This is a genomic window from Amycolatopsis sp. NBC_00355, assembly GCF_036104975.1.
In the GTDB taxonomy this organism is placed as follows: Bacteria; Actinomycetota; Actinomycetes; order Mycobacteriales; family Pseudonocardiaceae; genus Amycolatopsis.
The window spans coordinates 9504349-9525776 of record NZ_CP107982.1 but is presented as its reverse complement, the minus strand read 5'-3'; the positions used below and the strand labels follow the sequence as shown (position 1 = coordinate 9525776).

General features: G+C 71.0%; 23 protein-coding genes. 14 read left to right on the top strand and 9 right to left on the bottom strand.

Features of this window, described 5'->3' with window-relative positions; genetic code table 11:
* Nucleotides 1–3: 3 nt before the first annotated feature.
* From OHS18_RS44345 to OHS18_RS44335, 3 genes are all read right to left on the bottom strand, one after another.
* Nucleotides 4–1512, bottom strand: coding sequence for a DUF1996 domain-containing protein (locus tag OHS18_RS44345; RefSeq protein ID WP_328442447.1), 1509 nt, complete (start codon nt 1510–1512; stop codon nt 4–6).
* Nucleotides 1513–1836: 324 nt separating this feature from the next.
* Nucleotides 1837–2628, bottom strand: a complete 792-nt coding sequence (locus OHS18_RS44340; protein ID WP_328442449.1) for a zf-HC2 domain-containing protein — start codon at nt 2626–2628, stop codon at nt 1837–1839.
* A gap of 7 nt (nt 2629–2635) precedes the next feature.
* Nucleotides 2636–3199 (bottom strand): sigma-70 family RNA polymerase sigma factor, encoded by a 564-nt coding sequence (locus OHS18_RS44335; protein ID WP_328442451.1) that lies wholly within the window; start codon nt 3197–3199, stop codon nt 2636–2638.
* A 230-nt stretch (nt 3200–3429) separates the two neighbouring features.
* On the opposite strand from OHS18_RS44335, the gene OHS18_RS44330 reads away from it, so the two are divergent.
* From OHS18_RS44330 to OHS18_RS44310, 5 genes are read left to right on the top strand one after another with little or no spacing between them, the layout of a single operon-like run.
* Nucleotides 3430–4023, top strand: a complete 594-nt coding sequence (locus tag OHS18_RS44330) for a hypothetical protein (RefSeq protein WP_328442453.1) — start codon at nt 3430–3432, stop codon at nt 4021–4023.
* On the top strand, nt 4007–4804 hold the full coding sequence (locus tag OHS18_RS44325) for a DUF4142 domain-containing protein (RefSeq protein WP_328442455.1): 798 nt from the start codon (nt 4007–4009) through the stop codon (nt 4802–4804). The genes OHS18_RS44330 and OHS18_RS44325 overlap by 17 nt, the downstream gene beginning before the upstream one ends.
* Nucleotides 4797–5414, top strand: a complete 618-nt coding sequence (locus OHS18_RS44320) for a hypothetical protein (RefSeq protein ID WP_328442457.1) — start codon at nt 4797–4799, stop codon at nt 5412–5414. Before OHS18_RS44325 ends, OHS18_RS44320 begins: the two co-directional genes overlap by 8 nt.
* Before the next feature lies 1 nt (nt 5415).
* Nucleotides 5416–5646, top strand: coding sequence for a ferredoxin (locus tag OHS18_RS44315; protein ID WP_328442459.1), 231 nt, complete (start codon nt 5416–5418; stop codon nt 5644–5646).
* On the top strand, nt 5639–7075 hold the full coding sequence (locus OHS18_RS44310; protein WP_328442461.1) for an NAD(P)/FAD-dependent oxidoreductase: 1437 nt from the start codon (nt 5639–5641) through the stop codon (nt 7073–7075). Before OHS18_RS44315 ends, OHS18_RS44310 begins: the two co-directional genes overlap by 8 nt.
* Nucleotides 7076–7472: 397 nt before the next feature.
* Here the strand turns inward: OHS18_RS44310 and OHS18_RS44305 are convergent, their stop codons facing one another.
* From OHS18_RS44305 to OHS18_RS44290, 4 genes are read right to left on the bottom strand one after another with little or no spacing between them, the layout of a single operon-like run.
* Complete coding sequence (locus tag OHS18_RS44305; protein ID WP_328614831.1) at nt 7473–8627, bottom strand: acetyl-CoA C-acetyltransferase; 1155 nt, start codon at nt 8625–8627, stop codon at nt 7473–7475.
* Nucleotides 8620–9231 carry a TetR/AcrR family transcriptional regulator gene (locus OHS18_RS44300; protein ID WP_328442464.1) on the bottom strand — a complete coding sequence of 204 codons (612 nt, stop codon included), beginning with the start codon at nt 9229–9231 and terminating at the stop codon, nt 8620–8622. Before OHS18_RS44300 ends, OHS18_RS44305 begins: the two co-directional genes overlap by 8 nt.
* A gap of 9 nt (nt 9232–9240) precedes the next feature.
* Complete coding sequence (locus OHS18_RS44295) at nt 9241–10017, bottom strand: SDR family oxidoreductase (protein ID WP_328614830.1); 777 nt, start codon at nt 10015–10017, stop codon at nt 9241–9243.
* Nucleotides 10014–11156 (bottom strand): acyl-CoA dehydrogenase family protein, encoded by a 1143-nt coding sequence (locus tag OHS18_RS44290; protein ID WP_328614829.1) that lies wholly within the window; start codon nt 11154–11156, stop codon nt 10014–10016. Before OHS18_RS44290 ends, OHS18_RS44295 begins: the two co-directional genes overlap by 4 nt.
* Nucleotides 11157–11228: 72 nt before the next feature.
* Here OHS18_RS44290 and OHS18_RS44285 point away from each other — a divergent pair, with 72 nt between their 5' ends.
* From OHS18_RS44285 to OHS18_RS44265, 5 genes are read left to right on the top strand one after another with little or no spacing between them, the layout of a single operon-like run.
* Nucleotides 11229–12725 (top strand): FadD3 family acyl-CoA ligase, encoded by a 1497-nt coding sequence (locus tag OHS18_RS44285; protein ID WP_328614828.1) that lies wholly within the window; start codon nt 11229–11231, stop codon nt 12723–12725.
* Nucleotides 12722–13561, top strand: a complete 840-nt coding sequence (locus OHS18_RS44280) for an enoyl-CoA hydratase (RefSeq protein ID WP_328442473.1) — start codon at nt 12722–12724, stop codon at nt 13559–13561. The genes OHS18_RS44285 and OHS18_RS44280 overlap by 4 nt, the downstream gene beginning before the upstream one ends.
* Entirely contained in the window at nt 13561–14694 is a 1134-nt protein-coding gene (locus OHS18_RS44275; protein WP_328442475.1) for an acyl-CoA dehydrogenase family protein, read from the top strand. Before OHS18_RS44280 ends, OHS18_RS44275 begins: the two co-directional genes overlap by 1 nt.
* Nucleotides 14691–15575 (top strand): acyl-CoA dehydrogenase family protein, encoded by an 885-nt coding sequence (locus tag OHS18_RS44270; protein ID WP_328614827.1) that lies wholly within the window; start codon nt 14691–14693, stop codon nt 15573–15575. The genes OHS18_RS44275 and OHS18_RS44270 overlap by 4 nt, the downstream gene beginning before the upstream one ends.
* Nucleotides 15572–16504, top strand: coding sequence for an acyl-CoA dehydrogenase family protein (locus OHS18_RS44265; RefSeq protein ID WP_328614826.1), 933 nt, complete (start codon nt 15572–15574; stop codon nt 16502–16504). Before OHS18_RS44270 ends, OHS18_RS44265 begins: the two co-directional genes overlap by 4 nt.
* On the opposite strand, the gene OHS18_RS44260 is transcribed toward OHS18_RS44265, so the two are convergent.
* Entirely contained in the window at nt 16501–17211 is a 711-nt protein-coding gene (locus OHS18_RS44260) for a helix-turn-helix domain-containing protein (protein ID WP_328614825.1), read from the bottom strand. The two genes, OHS18_RS44265 and OHS18_RS44260, sit on opposite strands and share 4 nt — an antisense overlap.
* 222 nt (nt 17212–17433) lie before the next feature.
* Here OHS18_RS44260 and OHS18_RS44255 point away from each other — a divergent pair, with 222 nt between their 5' ends.
* The 4 genes from OHS18_RS44255 (at nt 17434) to OHS18_RS44240 (ending at nt 20710) form a co-directional block, all read left to right on the top strand.
* Nucleotides 17434–18096, top strand: a complete 663-nt coding sequence (locus OHS18_RS44255; RefSeq protein WP_328614824.1) for a DUF4097 family beta strand repeat-containing protein — start codon at nt 17434–17436, stop codon at nt 18094–18096.
* Between the two features lie 272 nt (nt 18097–18368).
* Nucleotides 18369–19388, top strand: a complete 1020-nt coding sequence (locus tag OHS18_RS44250) for a fatty acid desaturase family protein (protein ID WP_328614823.1) — start codon at nt 18369–18371, stop codon at nt 19386–19388.
* Nucleotides 19389–19397: 9 nt separating this feature from the next.
* On the top strand, nt 19398–20459 hold the full coding sequence (locus tag OHS18_RS44245; RefSeq protein WP_328614822.1) for an MBL fold metallo-hydrolase: 1062 nt from the start codon (nt 19398–19400) through the stop codon (nt 20457–20459).
* Complete coding sequence (locus OHS18_RS44240) at nt 20456–20710, top strand: Smr/MutS family protein (RefSeq protein ID WP_328442490.1); 255 nt, start codon at nt 20456–20458, stop codon at nt 20708–20710. The genes OHS18_RS44245 and OHS18_RS44240 overlap by 4 nt, the downstream gene beginning before the upstream one ends.
* A 3-nt stretch (nt 20711–20713) precedes the next feature.
* On the opposite strand, the gene OHS18_RS44235 is transcribed toward OHS18_RS44240, so the two are convergent.
* On the bottom strand, nt 20714–21304 hold the full coding sequence (locus tag OHS18_RS44235; protein ID WP_328442492.1) for an Rv1733c family protein: 591 nt from the start codon (nt 21302–21304) through the stop codon (nt 20714–20716).
* Nucleotides 21305–21428 lie beyond the last annotated feature (124 nt).

Sequence of the window (21428 nt, the reverse complement as noted above, 5' to 3'; positions counted from 1 at the left end):
CCGTTATTCCTTGCAGGTCTTGCCGAAGTTGACGCAGCTGACGACGCGGCTCATGATCTTCTTGCTCATCACGTTGGCGAAGTCGTCGTGGTCGGAGCGCGGGTTGTGCTTCTCCTGGGCGAACGCGTCCACTTTGTACTGGCCCTTCTGCTGGACGTCCTGCGGGACGTTGTAGACCAGCGTCACCTGCAGCTGGGGCACGTTCTTGAAGCCCTGCGGGCACTTGCCGGCCTGGTCGGAGAACACGATGTGGGTGCGGTGGTTCGCACTGTCGGTGTTCTTGCCGTCCCAGCAGTTCGGGAAGGCGTGGATCCGCTCCACCTTGCTGCCCGCCGGGCAGATCGGGTAGAGGTCGGTCAGCCGGTCCTCGAACCCGGTGCAGGTCCAGCTGGGCCGGGCGTTGGCCGGGCCGTTGGTGCTCTGCTTGGCGTCACCGTAGAGGACCCGCAGGCCGAGCGGCATCGCGACGACGTTCTGCGCGCCACCGCCGATGAACTTCAGGGTCGCGGACTCGGGCTCGACGATCTCGCCGTCGTTGTCGCCGACCTCTTCGTTCGCGCCTTCGGGGCCGCCCAGTACCTCGGACGGCGGTGCCGCGGCACTGCTGCTCTGGTTCTGGCCGCCGTTCTGGCCACCGTTCTGACCGCCGTTGTTCTGGCCGCCGTTCTTGCCGCCGCCCTGGTTCTGGCCGCCACGACGGCGGTCCTGGGCCTGCTGCTGGTCCTGCTGGTTCTGACCGTCCTGCTGCTGGGCGTTCTGGTCGCCGCGCGTCGCGCCGCCACCGGTGTTCTTTTTCTTCTGCTGGCCGTTCTGGTCCTGCGTCGCCGTGTCCGGGGCGCCGGAGTCCTCAGTGGCCTGGCCGTCCTGCGCATTCTGGTCCTGGGCGTTCTGATCCTGAGCCGCCTGGTCCTGCGCGTCCTGGCCCTGTCCGGCCGCGTCCGCGGCCTGGGCGTCCGCCGCGCTCTGGTCCTGCTGGACGTCGCCGGTCTTGCCCTGCTGCGACTGCTGGGCCTGCTGGTTCTCGCTCGCGTTCGCCGCGTCGTCCTCGCGGTCGATGCGGATGACCGGCCAGAAGTAGGCGGACTGGTCACCGTTCTTGCAGGTGGTGTCGCCGGCGAGGAGGCTCTTGAGGCTCGAGTCGGCGTCGGTGGTCACGTTGCCGACGTAGTCGTGCAGGTGCTGGGCACCGTTCTTGATCCCGGGCTGGGCGATGAAGTTGTCCGGGTTGTGGTGGGCGCCGTCGGCGTTCGTTCCGCAGTCGACGGTGAAGGAACCCTTGGCACCCTTCTTCTGCAAGGCCGCGTTGACGTTGTTGCCGGCGGGGACCTTGTTGATGTCGATGAAGAACGACGGGTCGGCGGGGTCCGCACTGGCCTCGCCCGTGCGGCCCGTCGAGACCGCGACGGCGAGTGCGCCGACGGCGATCGCCAGGCCGAGCGCGCCCATCGCGATCTTGGTTCGGCGGGCAACACGATGCTTGCCCGTCACGGGGGACCGAGAATTCCGGGGCATGGACTAGTTCACCTCGTTCGTTTTTCCGGGCGCGCCGAACAGCGCGGCAGCCCGGGCAAGAACTACCGATAATTGCGTCGTTATTGGTGCGGAACCCGGGGGAAGTGCTTACCGGGGCCTGCCGCCGTGCGTTCCGGCGTCGCTGCCCGGTGCCACTTGGTTCCGGTTCGGGGGTCTTCCGAGTGCATCGGGGGATGCATTGGGGGATACGGACGCCGGACGGGAGAGGTTCAAAAGCGACCGGTCCGTTATCTGTTCGTTATCTAACGCCGCGCAACCGGACAGCATTCACCCAGGTCACCGGGGATCGGCGGGAAAAATGATTTAACGTTGCACCATGACGAGAACGGTGCCGTCCTCGCCACGGACCTCGAACCGGCCGATCTGGTCCATCGCCATGAACGTGGACCCCTGCAGCCGCAGAGGTTCGGGTGAGCCGGGGATGCCGAAGCCCTTCGGCGGCACGGACCAGCCGGTGACGACGCGTTCCTCGCCCGAGGCGGAGATGGCGACCAGCTGGCAGTTGAGCGGCCCGACGATCCCGCGCAGCTCGAGCTCGACCCGGCTGCCCCACTCGACGGGCAGGACGGTGACGAGCGCGGTGACGGCGGACCCGCCGCTGCCGCGGCCGTAGGTCTGGCCGCCACCGGGCGGCCGGCTCGTCGACGCGGACGGCGGCGCGGTGGACGTCGCGGGGACGCTCGTCACCGCGGACGCCTGCTTGCTGCTCGGCGCGGACAGGGAGGCGGGCGGGACGGCGTCGGCGGGCCGGACGGCGAGCGTCACGAGCGGGCCGGCGACGACGAGCGCGGCGGCCGCGGTCCCGGCGATGATGCCGAGCCGCTTGCGCCGCCGGCGCTTGACGGACGCCTCTTCCATCAGGCCGCGCAGCACGCGGGGCCCGGGGGCGAGGGTCCGCGGGCCGGGCGCGGGCATCGGGGGCTCGGGCCAGCTGCGCTTGACGAGGTCGAGCACGTCCGGCAGCTGGTACAGCTCGATCAGGTCGAGCTGGCAGTTCGGGCAGTTCATCAGGTGGGCTTCGAACTGATTGCTCTCGGCCTCACTGAGCACGCCGAGCACGTACGCGGCGACGTCGGTGTGTGCGGACCCGGCCAACCTCAGCTCACCCCCGCTCGCGCAGGGCTCGGCGCAGGGCGCGGACGGCGTGGTGGATGCGGGACTTGATGGTGCCCGGGGGCACGCCGAGGGTGGCCGCGACCTCGTTCACGGTGCGATCGCGCAGGTAGGTCTGCTGAATGGCCTCCCGCTGCTCGGGCGAAAGGCCCTGCAGCGCTTCGTAGACGATCATCGCGGCGAGCGTGCGGTCCGACTCGTCGGACACCGTGATCGCGTCGGATTCGATCTCTTCGAGCTCCTGGGGACGGACACTGCGGCTGCGCCAGCCGTCGATGACGATCCGCCGGGCGACCGTGAACAACCACGCGCGCAGCATCTCCGGCCGGCGGTCGAGTTTGTCCGCGTTCCGCCACGCCTTGATCAGGGTCTCCTGCACGACGTCTTCGGCCCACTGCCGGTCGTGGCCGGTCAGCCGGAGTGCGAACGCCATGAGGGACCCACCGAACTCCTGGTAGAGCGCCTTCGCCAGATCATCGGAGGCGTCGTTCGACTCGACAACGACGTCTTCCGGATCTTCGACGGGTCTCAGCGCTCGAGTGTGCCGTCCCACGCGGGACATCCTGGTGCCCCGGAGGCCCGGAGTCCAGTCCCAACTGAGCCCGAAAGTTTTTTGAACCGTTTCCGGACCGTGTCCGTATCCCCTACCGAAGACCCCCGACAAGGCGTTGTCCCCCGCAACGCTCCACCTCCACCCCGGACCAGTCGTCCACAGTGGATCTTTCGCGCGCTTTTCCGTTGCACCCCCGGCAACAGCGCGTAGTCATGCCCCACGGAGGAGCAGTGATCCGCATTCCCCGACCGGTGGTCCCCGCCGCCGTGTGCCTCACCGCACTCGCTCTGCTCACCGCCTGCACCGCCGGCGCCGCGACCACCTCAGGTGGTTACGCCGCAGGTGGCGGCATGCAGATGCCCGCCCAGCAACCGGGCCAGATGACCCTCGCCATGCCCCAGCCGATCACGGCCGACCCGAACGACCCCGCGAAGAGCCAGCTCCGCGCGGCGAAGGCGTTCGACCTCGGGCCGATGCTCGTCGACGGGACCGGCTTCACCATCTACCGCTACGACCGGGACACGAGCGACCCGTCCCGGTCGAACTGCGTCGGCGCGTGCGCCACCAAGTGGATCCCGGTCAGCGCCGGCGGCAATCTGGCGCCGATCGGCGTCGACCCGTCGCTGATCGGGCAGCTCACCCGCGACGACGGCACCCAGCAGGCCACTCTCGGCGGCTGGCCGCTCTACCACTTCACCGGTGACACGGAGCCGGCCGACACCGCGGGCCAGGGCGCCGACCAGGCGTGGTACCCGATCGCGCCGGACGGCAAGAAGATCACGATGACCCAGGACGAGTGGAGGCAAAATGCGTTCGGCGTCTGAGCTGACCGTGCTGGAGCTCGACCCGCCGTCCGCCGTCGAACGCTCCCGGCCGCTGGTCCGGATCCTGTTCGTGGTCGTCGCGGTGCTGACGCTGCTCACGCCGGGCACGGCTTCGACCGCCCAGACCACCGCGGTCTCGGCCACCGACGCGGTGCTGCTGACCAAGGTCCGCCAGGCCGGTCTGTGGGAGATGCCGTCGGGCATGATGGCCATGCAGAAGGGCAGCCCGCTGGTCAAGGAAGTCGGCTTCGCGATCATGATGGATCACGGCCGGCTCGACGTCGCGACCCGCGCGCTCTCGGCGAAACTGAACTCGCCGGTGCCCGACCAGCCCTCCGACGAACAGCGCGGCTGGCTCCTCGAAGAGATGAACGCGGCCCCCGGGCCGGCGTTCGACCGCGTCTTCGCCAACCGGCTGCGCGCGGCGCACGGCCAGGTCTTCGCCATCCTCGCGCAGCTGCGGGCCGGTACCCGCAACGACGACGTACGGGCGTTCGCGACCGTCGGCAACCAGGCCGTGATGCGGCACATGACGATGCTCGAGAGCACCGGGATGGTCGACTATACGGCGCTCCCCGAGCCCGCGGTCTCCACCACCGCGGCGCCCGCCGGGGCCCCGCTCGGCCTCGACCCGTCCCAGATCGCCGTCGTGGTGGCGCTGTTCCTGCTGGTCGGGGGTGGCCTGTTCTACGTGCTGCGCCAGATCAAGGGCAACCGCAGCCGCGCCCGGACCTCGTCCCGCCCCACCGCCGCGGTCCGTGCCGGGGGCAGTCATGGTTGAGACCTGGCACGACGCGACGCTCCTGATCACCCAGCAGTTCCAGCCGAAGACCGACCCGGCGGCGCGCGGCCTCGCGGCGTTCGCGGCGCGGGCGTCCTACGCGGCGATGATGCTGACCCTCACCTGGGGGGTGCTCACCGCCACGGGCTGGGTGCGCTCGGTCACCGGCCGCAAGGCGCTGCGCAGCTCGCACATGGTGCTCGCGACCGGCACGATCATCTTCGGCGGCATCCACGCGCTGGGCTTCTTCTACCTGACGATCCAGCCGTACAGCCTGCAGTACCTGTTCCTCCCGTTCCTGTCCGGCCAAGAGGTGCGTCACAGCATCGGCATCGTCGGCTTCGAGGTCATGGTGGCCATCGCGCTCACCGCGGGCCTGCAGCGGTTCACCGCCTACCGCCGCTGGCTGTGGTTGCACCGCTGCGCCTACCCGGCCGTCGCGCTGACCGCGTTGCACGCCTGGTTCGGCTCGATCGCCAACGGTCACCTCGCGGTGGTCTGGCTGGGCGGCATCACGCTGCTCATCCCGGCCGCGACGGTGTCGCTGCTGCGGTTCCTGCCGGCCCGCACCCTCGAACGCATCGGACTCGTGGAAGAGCAGGTGGCTTGACATGCCGCTCCGTTTGCCCGGTAGCGGGCCCCGGATCAGCGTCGACAACGACCGGTGCGAGCTCTACGGCATCTGCGCCATGGAGGCGCCGGACGTGTTCGACCTCGGCCAGGACGGCCGCCTGCGCTTCCGCACGCGGCTGCTGGACGAAACCACCATGGAACAGGCGAAGATGGCCGCTCGCTGCTGCCCGATGCAGGCGGTCGTGATGAGAGGGGACCTCGATGGCTGACGGCGACCGGATCGTCATCGTCGGCGCGGGTGTCGCAGGGTTGCGCGCCGCGGAACGACTGCGGGAACAGAACTTCGACGGCGAGATCGTGCTCATCGGCGACGAGGCCCGGCGCCCCTACCACCGGCCGATGGTCTCCAAGGCACTCGTGATGGGGACCGAACGGCCCAGCGACGTGGGCCTTTCGCACTACCTGCCGGACCTGGACGTGCACTGGCGCCTCGGCGCGCGGGTCACGCACCTCGACACCACCGAGCGGGTCGTGCACCTGCCCGGCGGCGAATCCCTCTGGTACGACGGCCTGATCGCCGCGACCGGCGTCTACCCGCGGCACCTGCCCGGAGCGCCGCGGCACGACCCGCGCGTGCGGATCCTGCGCACGGTCGAGGACTCGATGGCGGTGCGGCGCTGCCTCAACGCCAGCAAGAAGCCGGCCGTCGTGATCGGCGCCGGCCTGATCGGCAACGAGTTCGCCGCGAGCATGCGGCACATCGGCCGGGACGTCACCCTGGTCGGCCACGCGAAGGCGCCGCTGCACCGCTTCGGCGACCGCGTCTCCAGCGGCATCGTCGAGGCGCACCACGAGCACCGCGCGAACCTGGCGATGAAGAGCGAAGTCCGGCACTGGATCAGCACGAAGGACACCGTCGGGCTGCACCTGACGAACAACCAGCTGCTGGTCGCCAGCGTCGTCGTGCTCGCCATCGGCAGTGTCCCGTCGGTCGACTGGATGCGCGGCTCCGGCCTCGACATCAGCGACGGCGTGCTGTGCGACGCGAAGCTGTTCGCCGAGGGCGCCTCCGACGTCGTCATCGCCGGCGACATCGCGCGCTGGCCGAACCTGCGCTTCGACGAGACCCCGCGGCGGGTCGAGCACTGGATCAACGCCGTCGAGTCGGCCCGGCACGCGGCGGACAACCTGCTGCTGGGCCAGTCGAGCGCCAAGCCGTTCACCCCGCTCCCCCGGGCCTGGTCGACGCTGTACGACACGCGGCTGCAGATGTGCGGCATGCCTTCGCTGGCCGAAGACACCGTGACCCTGGCGGACGGGATCACCGGCTTCATCCGCGACGGCCGGCTGGTCGGCGTCTCGTCCTGGGACAAGCCGAGGGCGATGCTGGACTGGATGGCCGAGCTGGACCGCCGGCTGCCTGCCCCGGACTACATCCCGGAGCCGGAGCCCGCTCCCGCGGTGGCCGAAGTCCCGGTGGTCGAGCCGTCGATCGCGGCGCTGGCGGCCGAGGTGCCGCCGGAGTTCGAGAGCGGCTTCGACGCCCAGGCCTTCGAGCGCGAGTTCGAGAGCGAGTTCGCGAACAACATCCCGACCACCGCGTTCGCCGCGCAGTCCTTGCCGGTCGTCCCGGCGGGGGTCACCACGGCGTTCCCCGCGCAGTCGCTGCCGACGATGGCCATCCCGATGGGGAGGTAACCAAGACGGGGGCGAGGCTGCGCGCGGCGGCCCTCGCCCCTCGGCCGGTCACCACACACCCTCCGCGGCTGGGTGGTGGTGGTGACCGGCCCCCACAACGTCCCCCTGCCCGCCTCGCGCCCGGACTCGGGCCGAGCGTCCGGCGGGCCAGGAGAGGGCCATCCCGAGGGAACCCGACACCCCTCGAGATGGCCTTCTTCCGGCTCGCCGGACGGGGGTCCGGGGTCGTGCGCCACGGCGGTCCGCTGCCGGGGCGTGTGCCTCGTGAAGGTCTTCCCGCCGGAAGGGTATGCCGACGGGAAGGCCTTCACGGGGACTGAGTGCACAATCGGGGTTGCACCGGCCAGGGCCGGTTCGAGGGAACGGGAACCTTCGAACCGGCCTTCGCTGTGCCGCGTCAGGTCAGGTTTTCGACGATGGTCACGTTGGCCGTGCCGCCGCCTTCGCACATCGTCTGCAGCCCGTAGCGACCGCCTCGGCGGCGAAGCTCGTGGAGCAGCGTCGCGAACAGCTTCGTGCCCGACGCGCCGATCGGGTGCCCCAAGGCGATCGCGCCGCCGTTGACGTTGACCCGGGACGGGTCGGCGCCCGTCTCGTCGAGCCACGCCAGGACCACGCTGGCGAACGCCTCGTTCACTTCGAAAAGATCGATGTCACCGATCGTCAACCCGGTGCGACGCAACGCGTGCGCGGTCGCCGGGATCGGGCCGGTGAGCATCCAGACCGGGTCCGCCGCGCGGACCGAGAGGTGGTGGATGCGGGCCATCGGCGTCAACCCGTGCTCTCGCACGAATGACTCCGACGCGATCAGCGTCGCGCTCGCGCCGTCCGAGATCTGGCTCGCCACCGCCGCCGTGATGCGCGATTCCGGGGACAGCGGCTTCAAGCCCGCCATCCGTTCCAGGGAAGTGTCGCGGCGCGGTCCTTCGTCCTTGCCGAATTCTCCGTAGGGCGCTATTTCGTCGTCGAACAATCCGCCGTCGGACGCCGCCGCCGCGAGCTGGTGACTCCGCAGCGCGAATTCCTCCATCGCGACGCGGGAAATGTCCCAGTGCCCGGCGATCATGTCCGCGCTGCGGAACTGCGACACCTCACTCGCGCCGAAGCGTTCCTGCCAGCCCTTCGAGCCGGAAAACGGATCCTCGAACCCGTATTCACGCCCGGCGAGCATCGCGGCGCCGATCGGGATCGCGCTCATGTTCTGCACGCCGCCCGCCAGCACGAGGTCCGCCGTGCCGCTCAGCACCGCCTGCGCGGCGAAGTGCACGGCCTGCTGGCTCGAACCGCACTGACGGTCGACGGTCACCCCGGGCACGTGCTGCGGGTAGCCGGCCGCGAGCCACGACGTCCGCGCGACGTTGCCCGCCTGCGGGCCCAGCGTGTCGACGCAGCCGAAGATGACGTCCTCCACCAGCTCCGGGTCGACGCCGGTCCGCTCGACGATCGCGCGGATCACGTGCGCGCCCAGGTCGGCCGGGTGGACCGTGCTCAGCGCTCCCCCGCGCTTGCCCACCGGCGTCCGGACCGCGTCCAGGACATACGCCTCAGCCACGTCGTCTCCCCTTTGCGATGCCGTCCAGCAGGATCCCGAGGTACTGCTCCGCGACGTCCTGCGCGGTGAGCGCGCCGTCGGGGTTGTACCAGCGCACGGCCACCCACACCGTGTCGCGGATGAACCGGTAGGTCAGCTCGACGTCGAGGTCCGCGCGGAACACACCGTCCGCCACGCCGTCGGTGAGGATGCCGTTCCACAGCTTGCGGAACTCGGCGTTGCGGTCGTTGAGGTAGGCGAAGCGCGGCAGCTGCATGAGGTGCTTGGCCTCGTTCTGGTAGATCGCGACCTGCGCCGGGCGCCGGTGGATCGAGTCGAACGACGCCACGACGACGGCTTCGAGCGTCTCACGCGGCCCCAGGCCCCGGGCGACGATCTCCGCGTACGAGCCGAACAGCTCGTCGAGGAAGCCGGTGAGGATCTCGTCGGCCATCGACTCCTTGGAGTCGAAGTGGTGGTACAGACTGCCGGACAGGATGCCGGCGGCGTCGGCGATGTCCCGCACGGTGGTGGACACGTACCCGCGCTCGGCGAACAGCCGCGCGGCCAGGTCCAGCAGCTCCGCACGCCGGCTGTTCTTCTGAGAGCTCTTCTGGGGGCTCATCGGGGCACCTCACGCATGTTGCGAACTCACGGACACGACCTCGCCGGTGAGGTACGACGCGTACTCACTGGCGAGGAACACGATCACATTCGCCACTTCCCACGGCTGCGCCGCCCTCCCCGAAACCTCGCGGGCGGTCAGTTCTTCGAGCAGTTCGTCGCTGGTCACCTTGGCCAGGAACGCGTGCATCGCCAGACTGGGCGCGACGGCGTTGATCCGGACGCCCAGCGGCGCGGCGTCGACGGCCGCGCACCGCGTCAGGGCCATCACACCCGCCTTGGCCGCGGCGTAGTGCGCCTGGCCGCCCTGGGCCCGCCAGCCGAGCACGGACGCGTTGTTGACGATCGCGCCGCCGTCACCCTGCTCCGCGAACCGGCGCAGGGCCGCGCGGGTGGCGCGGAAGGTGCCGTTGAGGGTGACGTCGAGGACCCGCGTCCACTCCTCGTCGGTCATGTCCACCAGGGACTTCGTGCCGCCGAGCCCGGCGTTGTTGACCACGACGTCGATCCGGCCGAACCGCTCGACGCTGCCGTCGATGAGGGCCTGCACGTGATCTTCCTTCGTGACGTCACAGGGGATCGCGTGGACGTCGCCGAGGTCCGCCAGCTCCGCGGCCTTCTCGCCGAGCCGGCGTTCGTGCCAGTCGCTGACGACGACCTTCGCGCCCTCCTCGAGCGCGCGTTTCGCCGTGGCGGAGCCGATCCCGGTGCCGGCCGCGGCGGTCACGACGACCACCTTGTCCCGCAGCAGGTTCGCGCCCTCGGGGTACTTCGGCACGGTGATCACGGACGGGCCTCCCGGGGCAGGCCGAGCACACGCTCGGCGATGATGTTCCGCTGGATCTCGTCGGAGCCGCCGTAGATCGTGTCGGCGCGGGTGAACAAGTACAGCCGCTGCCAGTCGTCGAGGCCGTCCGGGGTGAGCATCCCGGCCGCGCCGCGGATCGCCATGGCCAGTTCGCCGAGGGTGCGGTGCCAGTTCGCCCAGACGAGCTTCGCGACCGACGCCGTGCCGGGGCCGGTGTCGCCGAGCGTGCGGATCGCGTGCGCCCGCATGACTTCCAGGCCGAGCCAGGCCCGGTCGACGCGCTCGGCGAGCACCGGGTCGTCGAGAGCGCCGCTGTTTTTCGCGAGCTCGGTCAACGCCGCCAGCTCGCGCCGGAACCCGACCTGCTGGCCGAGGGTGGCGACCCCGCGTTCGAAGGCCAGGGTGCCCATCGCGACGCGCCAGCCGTCACCCGGCTCCCCCACGGCCAGGTCGCGGTGCGTGCGGGCGCCGTCGAAGAAGACCTCGTTGAACTCCGCCGTACCGGTCAGCTGGACGATCGGGCGAACGTCCACTCCGGACTGTCGCATCGGGACGAGAAGGTAGGACAGTCCCTTATGGCGTTTCGAGCCGAGCTCGGTGCGGGCGACGACAAAACACCAGTCCGCTTGCTGCGCGAGCGACGTCCAGACCTTCTGCCCGGTGACCACCCACTCGTCGCCGTCCAGGCGGGCCGACGTCGAGACGGCGGCGAGGTCCGAGCCGGCGCCGGGTTCGGAGTACCCCTGGCACCAGAGTTCTTCCGCGGCGACGATCGGCGGCAGGAACCGGCGCTGCTGCTCCGGCGTGCCGAACGCGATGAGTGTCGGGCCCAGGAGTTCCTGGCCGAAGTGCCCGACCTTGGCCGGGGCGTCGGAGAGGGCGTATTCCTCGTGGAAGACGACCTGCTGTTCGAGGGTGGCGCCGCGGCCGCCGTGCTCGACGGGCCAGCCGACGCAGTTCCAGCCCCCCGTGGCGAGTTCGCGTTCCCACGCCAGCCGCTCCTCGAACGCCTCGTGTTCGCGGCCGGGACCGCCGCGGCCGCGCAGCTTCGCGAAGTCACCACGCAGGTGTTCGGCCAGCCAGGTCCTTACTTCGTCACGGAAGTCTTGGTCGGGCACCGGCACCTCCTCTGGCCAAAACCGGGGCTCCTGCGTAGGCTACCCTACCAAGCACTTGCTAGGGAGGCCGTGATGACGGAGACCGTCCCGGCGGCGCTCGACGCCGCGGCGGAGCGGTTCCCCGCCCGTGAAGCACTCGTGGACGGCGACGTCCGGCTGACCTGGCCGGAGCTGGCTTCCCAGGTGCGGCGGTGCGCGAACTTCTACGCCGCCGCGGGGATCGGGCCGGGTGACCGCGTCGCGGTCTGCGCGCCCAACACGTGGCACTGGCCGGTCGCCGCGCTCGGAGCGCACTACGCGGGCGCGACGCTGGTGCCGATCAGCACCCGGTTCACCGCCCGGGAAACCACCGACATCCTGACCCGCGGAGGTGTCTCGGCCCTGGCCATCACGGGCACGTTCCTCGGCACCGACCGGCTCGCGGCCCTGACCGAACGGCCGCCCACGGTCCTGCGGATCCCCGTCGAGGGCCCGGAAGACCCGGTCGACGGCGTCACCGAATGGGACGCGCTCGACGGCTTCGACGACACGTTCACGAGCCCCGCGCAGCCGGACGACGTCAGCGACATCCTCTTCACCTCGGGGACGACCGGCCGCAGCAAGGGCGCGATGTCGTCGCACCGGCAGGCCCTCGGCGTCGCCGCCGCGTGGGCGGACTGCGGCGAGCTGGCCGAGCACGACCGCTACCTGGTGATCAACCCGTTCTTCCACAGTTTCGGCTACAAGGCCGGGATCCTGGCCGCCACCCTGCACGGCACGACGCTCGTGCCGCAGCGCACCTTCGCCGTCGCCGAGACCCTCCGGCTGATCCGGGACGAGCGGATCTCCGTGCTGCCGGGCGCCCCGACGATCTTCCAGGTCCTCCTCGACGCCCCCGACCGGCCCGCGTACGACCTGTCGACGCTCCGGCTGGCCGTCACCGGCGCCGCGACCGTCCCGGTGGTGCTCGTGGAGCGGATGCAGGCCGAACTCGGCTTCGATCTGGTGCTCACCGCGTACGGGCTCACCGAGGCCGTCGTGGCCACGATGTCCCTGCGCACCGACCCGCCCGAGCTCATCGCGCGGACCGTCGGCCGGCCTGCCGCCGGGTTCGAGGTCCGCCTCGGCGACCGCGACGAGGTGCTGCTGCGCGGCCCGAACGTGATGCTCGGGTACCTCGACGACCCGGCCGCCACCGCCGAGGCGATCGACACCGACGGCTGGCTGCACACCGGCGACGTCGGCGTGCTCACCGAATCCGGGCACCTGCGGATCGTCGACCGGATCAAGGACATGTACATCTGCGGCGGCTTCAACGTCTACCCGGCCGAGGTCGAGCAGGCGCTGGGCTGGCTGGACGGCGTGGCCGAGGCCGTCGTCGTCGGCGTGCCGGACCCGGTCTACGGCGAGGTCGGCAAGGCCTACGTCCGGCTGCGACCGGGTGTCACTCTGTCCACTGAGGACGTCCTGAACCACTGCAAGGCCAACCTGGCGAACTACAAGCGGCCCCGGCACGTCGAGTTCCGGGACGAGCTGCCGCGCACGCCGTCGGGCAAGGTGCTGAAACGAGTTCTGCGGGAGGAAGCATGAGCGACATCGGCGAGGAGGTCACGTACGAGGTGCGCGGGCCGGTCGCGGTCGTCACCCTGAACCGGCCCGAGTACCGCAACGCGCAGAACTCGGCGATGACCTACGCCCTCGACGCCGCGTTCACCCTGGCCGTCGACGACGCCGAGGTGAAGGTGATCGTGCTGGCGGGCGCGGGCAAGCACTTCTCGGCCGGGCACGACATCGGCTCGCCGGGCCGCGACGCCGACGTCTCGTTCGAGCGCAAGGCCGTGATGTGGTGGGACCACGTCGACGCCGCGGGCGGTGACCAGCGGTTCGCGCGGGAGTCCGAAGTGTACTTGGGGATGTGCCGCCGCTGGCGGGAGATCCCCAAGCCGACGATCGCGTCCGTCCAGGGCGCGTGCATCGCCGGGGCGTTGATGCTGGCCTGGGTGTGCGACCTGATCGTCGCCTCCGACGACGCGTTCTTCGCCGATCCCGTGGTGCGCATGGGGATCCCCGGCGTCGAGTACTTCGCGCACCCGTGGGTGCTCGGGCCGCGCCGGGCCAAGGAGGTCCTGTTCACCGGCGAGCGCTTCACGGCCCAGCAGGCCCTCGACTGGGGCATGCTGAACCGGGTCGTCCCGCGCTCGGACCTCGAAACCGAGACGATGGCGCTGGCCACGAAGATCGCCGAGATGCCCCGGTTCGGGCTCGCGCTGGCCAAGAAGGCCGTGAACCAGGCCGAGGACCAGATGGGCCTGCGGTCCGGAATGGACAGTGTGTTCGGCCTGCACCACTTCGCGCACGCGCACAACGCCGAGACCGCCGGCGACTCCCTGGCGGGGTTGGACGCCCGGTCCATGCGGGATCGCTGATGGACCTCGACCTCTCCCCCGAAGCCGAAGCGTTCCGCGACGAAGCCCGCGCATGGCTGGCGTCTCACGTCCCCGCCGAGCCCCTCCCGTCGTTCGACACGCCGGACGGGTTCGCCGCCCACCGCGAGTGGGAGGCCGGGCTGGCCGACGCGCGCTGGTCGGTCGTCTCCTGGCCGGCCGAGTACGGCGGCCGCGACGCGAGCCTCCTGGAGTGGGTGCTGTTCGAGGAGGAGTACTACGCGGCCGGCGCGCCGTTGCGGGTCAACCAGAACGGCATCTTCATGCTCGCGCCGACGCTCTTTTCGCACGGCACCGACGAGCAGCTGGCCCGGATCCTGCCGAAGATGGCCCGCTCCGAAGAGGTGTGGGCGCAGGCCTGGTCCGAGCCGGAGGCGGGCAGCGACATCGCCGCGCTGCGCAGCACGGCGTCGCGGGTGGACGGTGGCTGGGTCCTCAACGGACAGAAGACGTGGAGTTCGCGAGCGGCCTACGCCGATCGCGCGTTCGGCCTGTTCCGCAGCGACCCCGAAGCCGAACGCCATCGCGGCCTGACCTACCTGATGGCGGACCTGCGCGCCGACGGCGTCACCGTGCGGCCGATCCCGCAGCTGGACGGCGAGCCGGGGTTCGCCGAGATCTTCTTCGACGACGTCTTCGTGCCGGACGCCGACGTCATCGGCGAGCCCGGCGCCGGCTGGAAGGTCGCGATGACCACGGCCAACAACGAGCGTGGGCTGTCGCTGCGCAGCCCCGGCCGGTTCCTCGCGGCGGCCGGCCGGCTGACGGCGTTGTGGTCCGACGCGGGCCGGCCCGAAGCCACCGCGGACCGGGTCGCCGACGCGTGGATCGGCGCCCGCGCGTACCAGCTCTACACGTTCGGCACGGTCACGAAGCTCGCCGAAGGCGGGCAGCTCGGGCCGGAGTCGAGCGTCAACAAGCTCTTCTGGTCGCACCTGGACGTCGAGCTGCACGAGACGGCGCTCGACCTGCTGGGCCCGGACGCCGAGCTGCGCGGCCGCTGGAGCGATGGCTGGCTGTTCTCGCTGGCCGGGCCGATCTACGGCGGCACCGACCAGATCCAGCGCACGATCGTCGCCGAACGCCTGCTCGGCCTGCCTCGGGAGGACCGATGAGGTTCGGATTGACCGCCGAGCAGACGGCGTTCGCCGGCTCCCTGCACGACTTGTTGTCCACTTCGGCCGACTGGCCGAAGCTCGCCGAGCTAGGCGTCACCGCGCTCGGCATCGCTGAGAAGCACGACGGCCTCGACGCGTCGCCGGTCGATCTCGTGGTCGCGTTCGAGGCGCTGGGCCACCACGGCGTCCCGGGACCGTGGACCGACACGGTCGCCGTGCTGCCCGCGCTCCTCGACGACCCGGTGCTCACGTCCGTGGCCTCCGGCGAGACCCGGGCCTCGGTGGTCTTCGCACCGCACGTGCCCTACGCGCTCGACGCCGACACCGCGGACCTGCGTGTCCTGGTGGACGGCGATCGGCTCAAGACCTTCACCCCGGGGCGTGAACTGTCCTCGGTGGACCCGTCCCGGCGGTTGTTCGAGGCCGTCCCCGGCGACGACCTCGGCCCCGCGCTGGACCCGGCGCGCGCGTTCGACCTCGGCGTCCTCGCGACCGCGGCCCAGCTGCTCGGCGCCGGGAACCGGCTGCTCTCGACGTCGGTCGACTACGCCGGGCAGCGCCGGCAGTACGGGCGCGAGATCGGGAAGTACCAGGCGGTCAAGCACCTCCTCGCCGACGTCATCACGGCACTGGAGCTGGCGCGGCCGCTGCTGTACGGCGCGGCCGTGACCCTGTCCCCCGCCGACGTCTCGGCCGCGAAGGTGGCGTGCGGCGACGCGGCGCTGCTCGCGGCCCGCACCGGACTGCAGGTGCACGGCGCGATCGGCTACACCGCCGAGCACCCGCTCGGCCGGCGGCTGCTGCGGGTCCGGGCCCTGACCACGGCCTGGGGCACCGGCGCGGTGCACCGGCGGCGCATCCTGGCGGCCGTCGGATGACGCCCGAACAGGACGAACTCCGCGTCACCGTCCGGAAACTCCTGGAGCGGGAAGCCACGCCGTGGCCGGCGCTCGTCGAGATCGGCGTCCCCGCGCTGGCCATCCCCGAGGAGCACGGCGGGCTCGGCGCGGGCCTCACCGAACTCCGGATCGTCGCCGAAGAACTCGGGCGGGTGCTGTCCGACGTCCCGTTCCTCGGCCCGGCCGTCGCGACGCAGGCCGTGCTCGCCACGGGTGACGACCGCCTGCTCCCCCGGCTCGCCGAGGGCGCTGTCGCCGCGCTGGCCTGGACCGGCGAGGACGGCCGTTGGGACACGGCCGTCTGCCGGGGTGATTTGTCGACTGTGGACGGTCGCGCGCACTACGTCCTGGACGGCGACACCGCGTCGATCCTCCTGGCCGCCACGGAAGACGGACTGTACGAAGTGGACCCCGCCGACGCGGTCCGCGAGCACGTCCCGGCACTCGACGAGACCCGGCGGTTCGCCACCGTCACGTTCGACCACGCGCCCGCGCGCCGGCTCGGCCCCCTGGATCCGGGCCCGGTCCGGGACTTCGCGTGCCTGCTCCTCGCCGCCGAGCAGACCGGAGCGGCGGCGCGAGCCCTCGAGCTGACCGTCGAATACACGAAGCAGCGCCACCAGTTCGGCCGTCCGATCGGGAGTTTCCAGGCGCTCAAGCACCGCATGGCGGACCTGCACGTCCTGGTCGAGACGGCTCGCTCGGCGGCCTACGCGGACCTGCCCGCGGTCGCCAAGGTGCACTGTTCCGAGGTGCTGTCCGAGGTCGCGGCGGAGATGATCCAGCTGCACGGCGGCATCGCGATCACCTGGGAGCACCCGGCGCACCGCTACTTCAAGCGCGCGCACTCGTCGTCCCTGCTGTTCGGCGCGCCGCACCACCACTTGCCGCGCGTGCGCCCGAACTAAGGCTTCGTGTAGAGGATTTCGCGGGCCTGTTCGGCGGCGCGGGTGATGTTCTCGCCGACGAAGTCCACGAAGCGGGCGATGTTCTCGAGGCGCACGGCGGCCGGGCTGCCGGCGCCGAGGACGGTGACACCCTGCCGCGCGGTCGCGGCGAACAGCGCGTTGGACCGGGCGGTGGCGAGCATCGACTGGTACCAGACGTCGTCGTCGACGATGTAGCGCTCGCGGCGGCCTTCGTCGCGTTCCCGGCGGATGAGGCCCTGGCTTTCGAGGAACGCGACCGCTTTCGAGACGGACGCCGGGCTGACCTGCAGGTGCCGGACGATCTCGGCGGCCGTGAGGCTCCCCGCGTCCGTGGTGTAGAGGCAGGTCAGCGTCCTGGCCGTCATCTTCGGCAGGCCCGACTGCATGAGGTACGTCGTGAGCGTGTCCTCGTACTCGCGCACGGCGTCGGCGTCGCGTCCGTCGGCCTGCGGGCGCGCCTGCGTCCCCCGGGGCGCGGCCTGCTTGCGCCGGTGGGCGCGGCGTTCGGTGGCGTGGTGGGCCAGGTCGGCGCGGTAGCCGGCCGGGCCGCCGTTGCGCAGCACCTCCCGCGTGATCGTCGAGGTGGGGCGGTCGAGGCGCCGGGCGATCTCCGCGTAGGCGAGGTCGTCGGCCAGGCCCAGCGCGATCCGCTGCCGTTCCTGCTGGGTGAGCCTGCCTCCGGGCATCGCGATCTCCTTCGTCCGTCTTCGCCGCCAGCATAGCGTTCACGTTCATCTCATTGCAACGAACCGATAATCCCTGTTGCATTAGATTCTCGCTCGTTGCAACGATTACACGCTTTTGAACTGGGCTTATGCACATCTTTCGCAACGGCGTTGTTGCTCGATCCGTGAACGCAACGTAGCGTTTCCACTATCAGAAACAACAAGCCATAGGAGCTGAGCACGATGCGGAAGTTCACCACCACCGCCCCGATCACCACCGTCCTCGACATCCCCGCCGGCCTCGTCCGGTTCATCGCCGCCGACCGGGCCGACACGACGGTCGAGGTCCTGCCCGCCGACGCGTCGAAGAGCCGCGACGTGAAGGTGGCGGAGCAGACCACGGTCGAGTACCACGACGGCGTCCTGCGGATCCAGGCCACGGCGAAGCACCAGATCCTCGGCAGCTCCGGCTCCGTCGAGGTGACGGTCCAGCTGCCCGCCGGGTCCCGCGTCGAGACGAAGGCGGCCAGCGCCGAACTGCGGGGCGTCGGGCGCCTCGGCGACGTCACCTTCGACGGCGCGGAGGGTGTCGTCAAGCTCGACGAGGCCGCGAGCGTCCACCTCACCACGCACGCCGGGAACGTCACGGTCGGCCGCCTCACCGGCGACGCCGGGATCAGCACCGGCAAGGGCGACATCCGGATCGCCGAAGCCGTGCGCGGCAAGGTCGTGCTGACCACCCAGGCCGGCGACGTCACGGTCGGCGCCGCCGCCGGCGTCTCCGCGTCCCTGGACGCCGGCACCACCTACGGCCGGATCCACAACTCGCTCAAGAACACCGGCGAGCCCGACCTGATCATCCAGGCCACGACCGCCGCAGGCGACATCACCGCCAGCAGCCTGTGACGCCCCTTCGGGCGGCGTAGCCGACATCGGCTACGCCGCCCCCGGCGCCCCCGCCCCTCCAAGCACGCAACCCGACCACCAGGTACGCGAGTCGACCTCCCAATCACGCGAGATGCCCCGGCGGTCACCGTGACGCCCCGCGGATCACGTGTGATGCCCCGCGAGTCACGCGGGATCCGCGCATACCAGCCCGTCCGGTAGGGCTGGCCCCCCGAAGTTCGCACCGGCGCACAGGATTCCGCCCGGTAGCGTCCGCGTGAAGACTCGGGGACGTGACCACAGACAACCTCGTGCACACCGGCAGCGACTTCGCCCGGCTGAGCCACCGCATCTCCGCCGCCGGCCTGATGAGGCGCCGTCCCGGGTACTACACCGCCCGGATCGCCGTTGTGACCACGCTGTTCGCCGCCGGTTGGGTCGCCTTCGCCTTCCTCGGGAACTCGTGGTGGCAGCTGGCGGTCGCCGCGTTCCAGGCGGTGCTGTTCGGCCAGATCGCCTTGCTGTCGCACGATCTCGCGCACAAGCAGGTGTTCCGGCGCCGGCGGCCGACCGAGGTCGCCGGGATGATCGCGGGCAACCTCGGCGTCGGCATGAGCTACGGCTGGTGGATGGACAAGCACACCCGCCACCACGCCAACCCGAACCACGAGGAGCTCGACCCGGACGTCGACCCGGACATCCTGGTGTGGTCGAAGGACCAGGCCCGCGCGGCCCGTGGTGTGCCCGCGTTCGTCGGGCGCCACCAGGCGTTCCTGTTCTTCCCGCTGCTCACCCTCGAAGGGCTGAACCTGCACTGGTCCGGCATCCGCGCGGTGCGCAAGCCGGGCCTGCGCCGCCGCGGCGTCGAAGCGGCACTGCTCGCCACGCACTTCGCCGTCTACTTCAGCGCGTTGCTCACGGTGCTCTCGCCGGGCATGGCGTTGCTGTTCTTCGCCGTCCACCAAGGACTCTGGGGTGTCTACATGGGATCGATCTTCGCGCCCAACCACAAGGGCATGCCGACACTCACCGGCCGCCCGGAGCTCGACTTCCTGCGCAAGCAGGTGCTGACCTCCCGCAACGTCCGCGGCGGCGCGGTCGTCGACGTCGCCCTCGGCGGCCTCAACTACCAGATCGAGCACCACCTGTTCCCGAGCATGCCGTCGCGGCACCTGCGGCAGGCGCAGCCGATCGTCGAGGGCTACTGCGCCGAGCTGGGCATCCCGTACCTGCAGACGAGCCTGGTCGAGTCCTACCGGCAGGCGCTCACCCACCTGCATGAAGCTGGGGCGCCTCTCAGGAACCGTTCGTAGACTCAAGGCATGAGGAAGACGATCGCTGCTCTGCGTGACCTGCCGGCGGCGTTCGGCGCGAAGGCCGCCGGTGCCCGCGCCGAGCGGGTCCGCCGGTCGCCGCAGTTCGACGGCAAGGTGTTCCGCAACGTGGCGCCGCGGCATCCGATGACCGCGGCGTCGATGCGCACCATCTTCCGCGAGATGTTCTTCGGCACCGACCGTGAGCTGCGCAAACCCGGCGGCGCGATCCCGTTGGTCCAGGCCGCGCCGGTCGAGACGGCCGAGGGCCTGCACCTGACCTGGTACGGCCACGCCTCGACGCTGGTGGAGCTGGACGGCGCCCGCGTGCTGCTCGACCCGGTGTGGAGCGACCGCGTCTCGCCGGCGACGTTCGCCGGCCCGCGGCGGCTGCACGAGCCGCCGGTGCCCCTGTCCGGCGTCGGCCGGATCGACGCCGTCGTCATCTCGCACGACCACTACGACCACCTGGACCTGCCGACCATCCGCTCGCTCGTGACGTCGACCGAAGCGCCGTTCTTCGTGCCGCTCGGCGTCGGCGCGCACCTGGAACGCTGGCACGTCCCGGCCGAGCGGATCATCGAGCTGGACTGGCACGAAGAGGCGACGGTCGCCGGCGTCCGGTTCATCTCGACGCCGGCCCAGCACTTCTCCGGCCGCGGCATCACCAACGACGACACGCTGTGGACGTCGTGGGCCCTGATCGGCCCGCGGCACCGGGTCTTCTACACCGGCGACACGGGCTACTTCGACGGCTTCGCGCGGATCGGCGCGGAGCACGGGCCGTTCGACGTCGCGCTGGTCCAGATCGGCGCGTACGCCCCGCAGTGGCCGGACATCCACATGACGCCGGAGGAAGGCGTCGCGGCGGGTCTCGACGTCCGCGCGAAGCTGCTGGTCCCGGTCCACTGGGCGACGTTCTCCCTGGCGATGCACCCGTGGGGCGAGCCGGCGGACCGCGTCTGGACCGAGGCGAAGGCGGCGGACATCCCGCTGTCGATCCCGCGCCCGGGCGAGCGCCTGGACGTCGGCGAGCCGCCGGCGGTCGACGGCTGGTGGCAGGCCCTGTGAAGCTGAAGCTGGACCTCCACGACATCTACAACCGCGGCGGCGAGATCGAGCGCGCGCTGCAGGGGATCATCGACGAAGCCGTCGCCAAGAAGGCGCCGCTCGTCGAGATCATCCCGGGGAAGGGCTCGGGGCAGCTGAAGAAGCACGTCCTGCGGTTCCTCGAGCGCAAGGACATCAAGGCGCTCTACCACCGGATCGAGAAGGACAAGGACAACTTCGGCCGGGTGTTCGTGCACTTCCGCTGGAAGTGACGCTCAGAACCGGCTGTCGTGGCGGGCTTCCGCCCAGGCGCGGTCCCACGCCGCCGCGCGGAGGCGGTCCAGGACGAAGCGGCCGAGGCCGTACAGCGCGGCCAGCACTCCGGTGACGGCGAGCCAGAGCAGGATCGCCGCGAACACGCCGTCGGCGACCGAGGTCGACGGCGAGAGCGGTTCGGTCGTCAGCTCGCCGCGCTGGTCCAGCCACACCGGCAGGTGGGTGCCCTTCGGGCTGCCGGAATCGGCGAGGACGTCGCCCGTGTGGCGCGTGCCGCGCGCGTCGAACCAGGCCGCCGGCACGGTGGTCTGGTCGGCCGGGGCGCCGGCGCCGTCGGTGCTGTAGGTCCGGGTGGGGGCCGCGGCCAGCGAGGTCGCCGTCGCGGGGTGGCGGGTGGTGCGCTCCTGCTCGGCGCGGGCGGTCTGCGCGGCGTAGGTGTCGGAGCCGACCGCGGCCGCGAACGGGAGCGTCAGCAGCGCCCCCGCGACCATCAGCACCAGCAACGCGGCTTCGACGCGGTCACCGAAGCGGGCGAGCGGGTTGCGGCCGGGGAACAACCGGCGCCGGAACCGGGCGATCCGACCTCGCATGCGCGGCACACTCCTCCCCGGGAACACGACTCTGCGCTAACAGTGTGCGCGCGAGGGGCCGGCTTTCTCTCGTGAATGGGACGCGGCCCACCTGTGAACCCGTGCACAACCACCCGGTGGAGCT

Excerpts from the sequence above, each read along its gene's own strand:
- OHS18_RS44260 (WP_328614825.1), bottom strand. The coding sequence starts at position 17,211 with ATGCCCGGAGGCAGGCTCACCCAGCAGGAACGGCAGCGGATCGCGCTG.
- OHS18_RS44275 (WP_328442475.1), top strand. The coding sequence starts at position 13,561 with ATGGACCTCGACCTCTCCCCCGAAGCCGAAGCGTTCCGCGACGAAGCC.
- OHS18_RS44345 (WP_328442447.1), bottom strand. The coding sequence starts at position 1,512 with ATGCCCCGGAATTCTCGGTCCCCCGTGACGGGCAAGCATCGTGTTGCC.
- OHS18_RS44315 (WP_328442459.1), top strand. The coding sequence starts at position 5,416 with ATGCCGCTCCGTTTGCCCGGTAGCGGGCCCCGGATCAGCGTCGACAAC.
- OHS18_RS44300 (WP_328442464.1), bottom strand. The coding sequence starts at position 9,231 with ATGAGCCCCCAGAAGAGCTCTCAGAAGAACAGCCGGCGTGCGGAGCTG.
- OHS18_RS44325 (WP_328442455.1), top strand. The coding sequence starts at position 4,007 with ATGCGTTCGGCGTCTGAGCTGACCGTGCTGGAGCTCGACCCGCCGTCC.
- OHS18_RS44270 (WP_328614827.1), top strand. The coding sequence starts at position 14,691 with ATGAGGTTCGGATTGACCGCCGAGCAGACGGCGTTCGCCGGCTCCCTG.
- OHS18_RS44280 (WP_328442473.1), top strand. The coding sequence starts at position 12,722 with ATGAGCGACATCGGCGAGGAGGTCACGTACGAGGTGCGCGGGCCGGTC.
- OHS18_RS44285 (WP_328614828.1), top strand. The coding sequence starts at position 11,229 with ATGACGGAGACCGTCCCGGCGGCGCTCGACGCCGCGGCGGAGCGGTTC.
- OHS18_RS44255 (WP_328614824.1), top strand. The coding sequence starts at position 17,434 with ATGCGGAAGTTCACCACCACCGCCCCGATCACCACCGTCCTCGACATC.
- OHS18_RS44310 (WP_328442461.1), top strand. The coding sequence starts at position 5,639 with ATGGCTGACGGCGACCGGATCGTCATCGTCGGCGCGGGTGTCGCAGGG.
- OHS18_RS44235 (WP_328442492.1), bottom strand. The coding sequence starts at position 21,304 with ATGCGAGGTCGGATCGCCCGGTTCCGGCGCCGGTTGTTCCCCGGCCGC.
- OHS18_RS44265 (WP_328614826.1), top strand. The coding sequence starts at position 15,572 with ATGACGCCCGAACAGGACGAACTCCGCGTCACCGTCCGGAAACTCCTG.
- OHS18_RS44245 (WP_328614822.1), top strand. The coding sequence starts at position 19,398 with ATGAGGAAGACGATCGCTGCTCTGCGTGACCTGCCGGCGGCGTTCGGC.
- OHS18_RS44320 (WP_328442457.1), top strand. The coding sequence starts at position 4,797 with ATGGTTGAGACCTGGCACGACGCGACGCTCCTGATCACCCAGCAGTTC.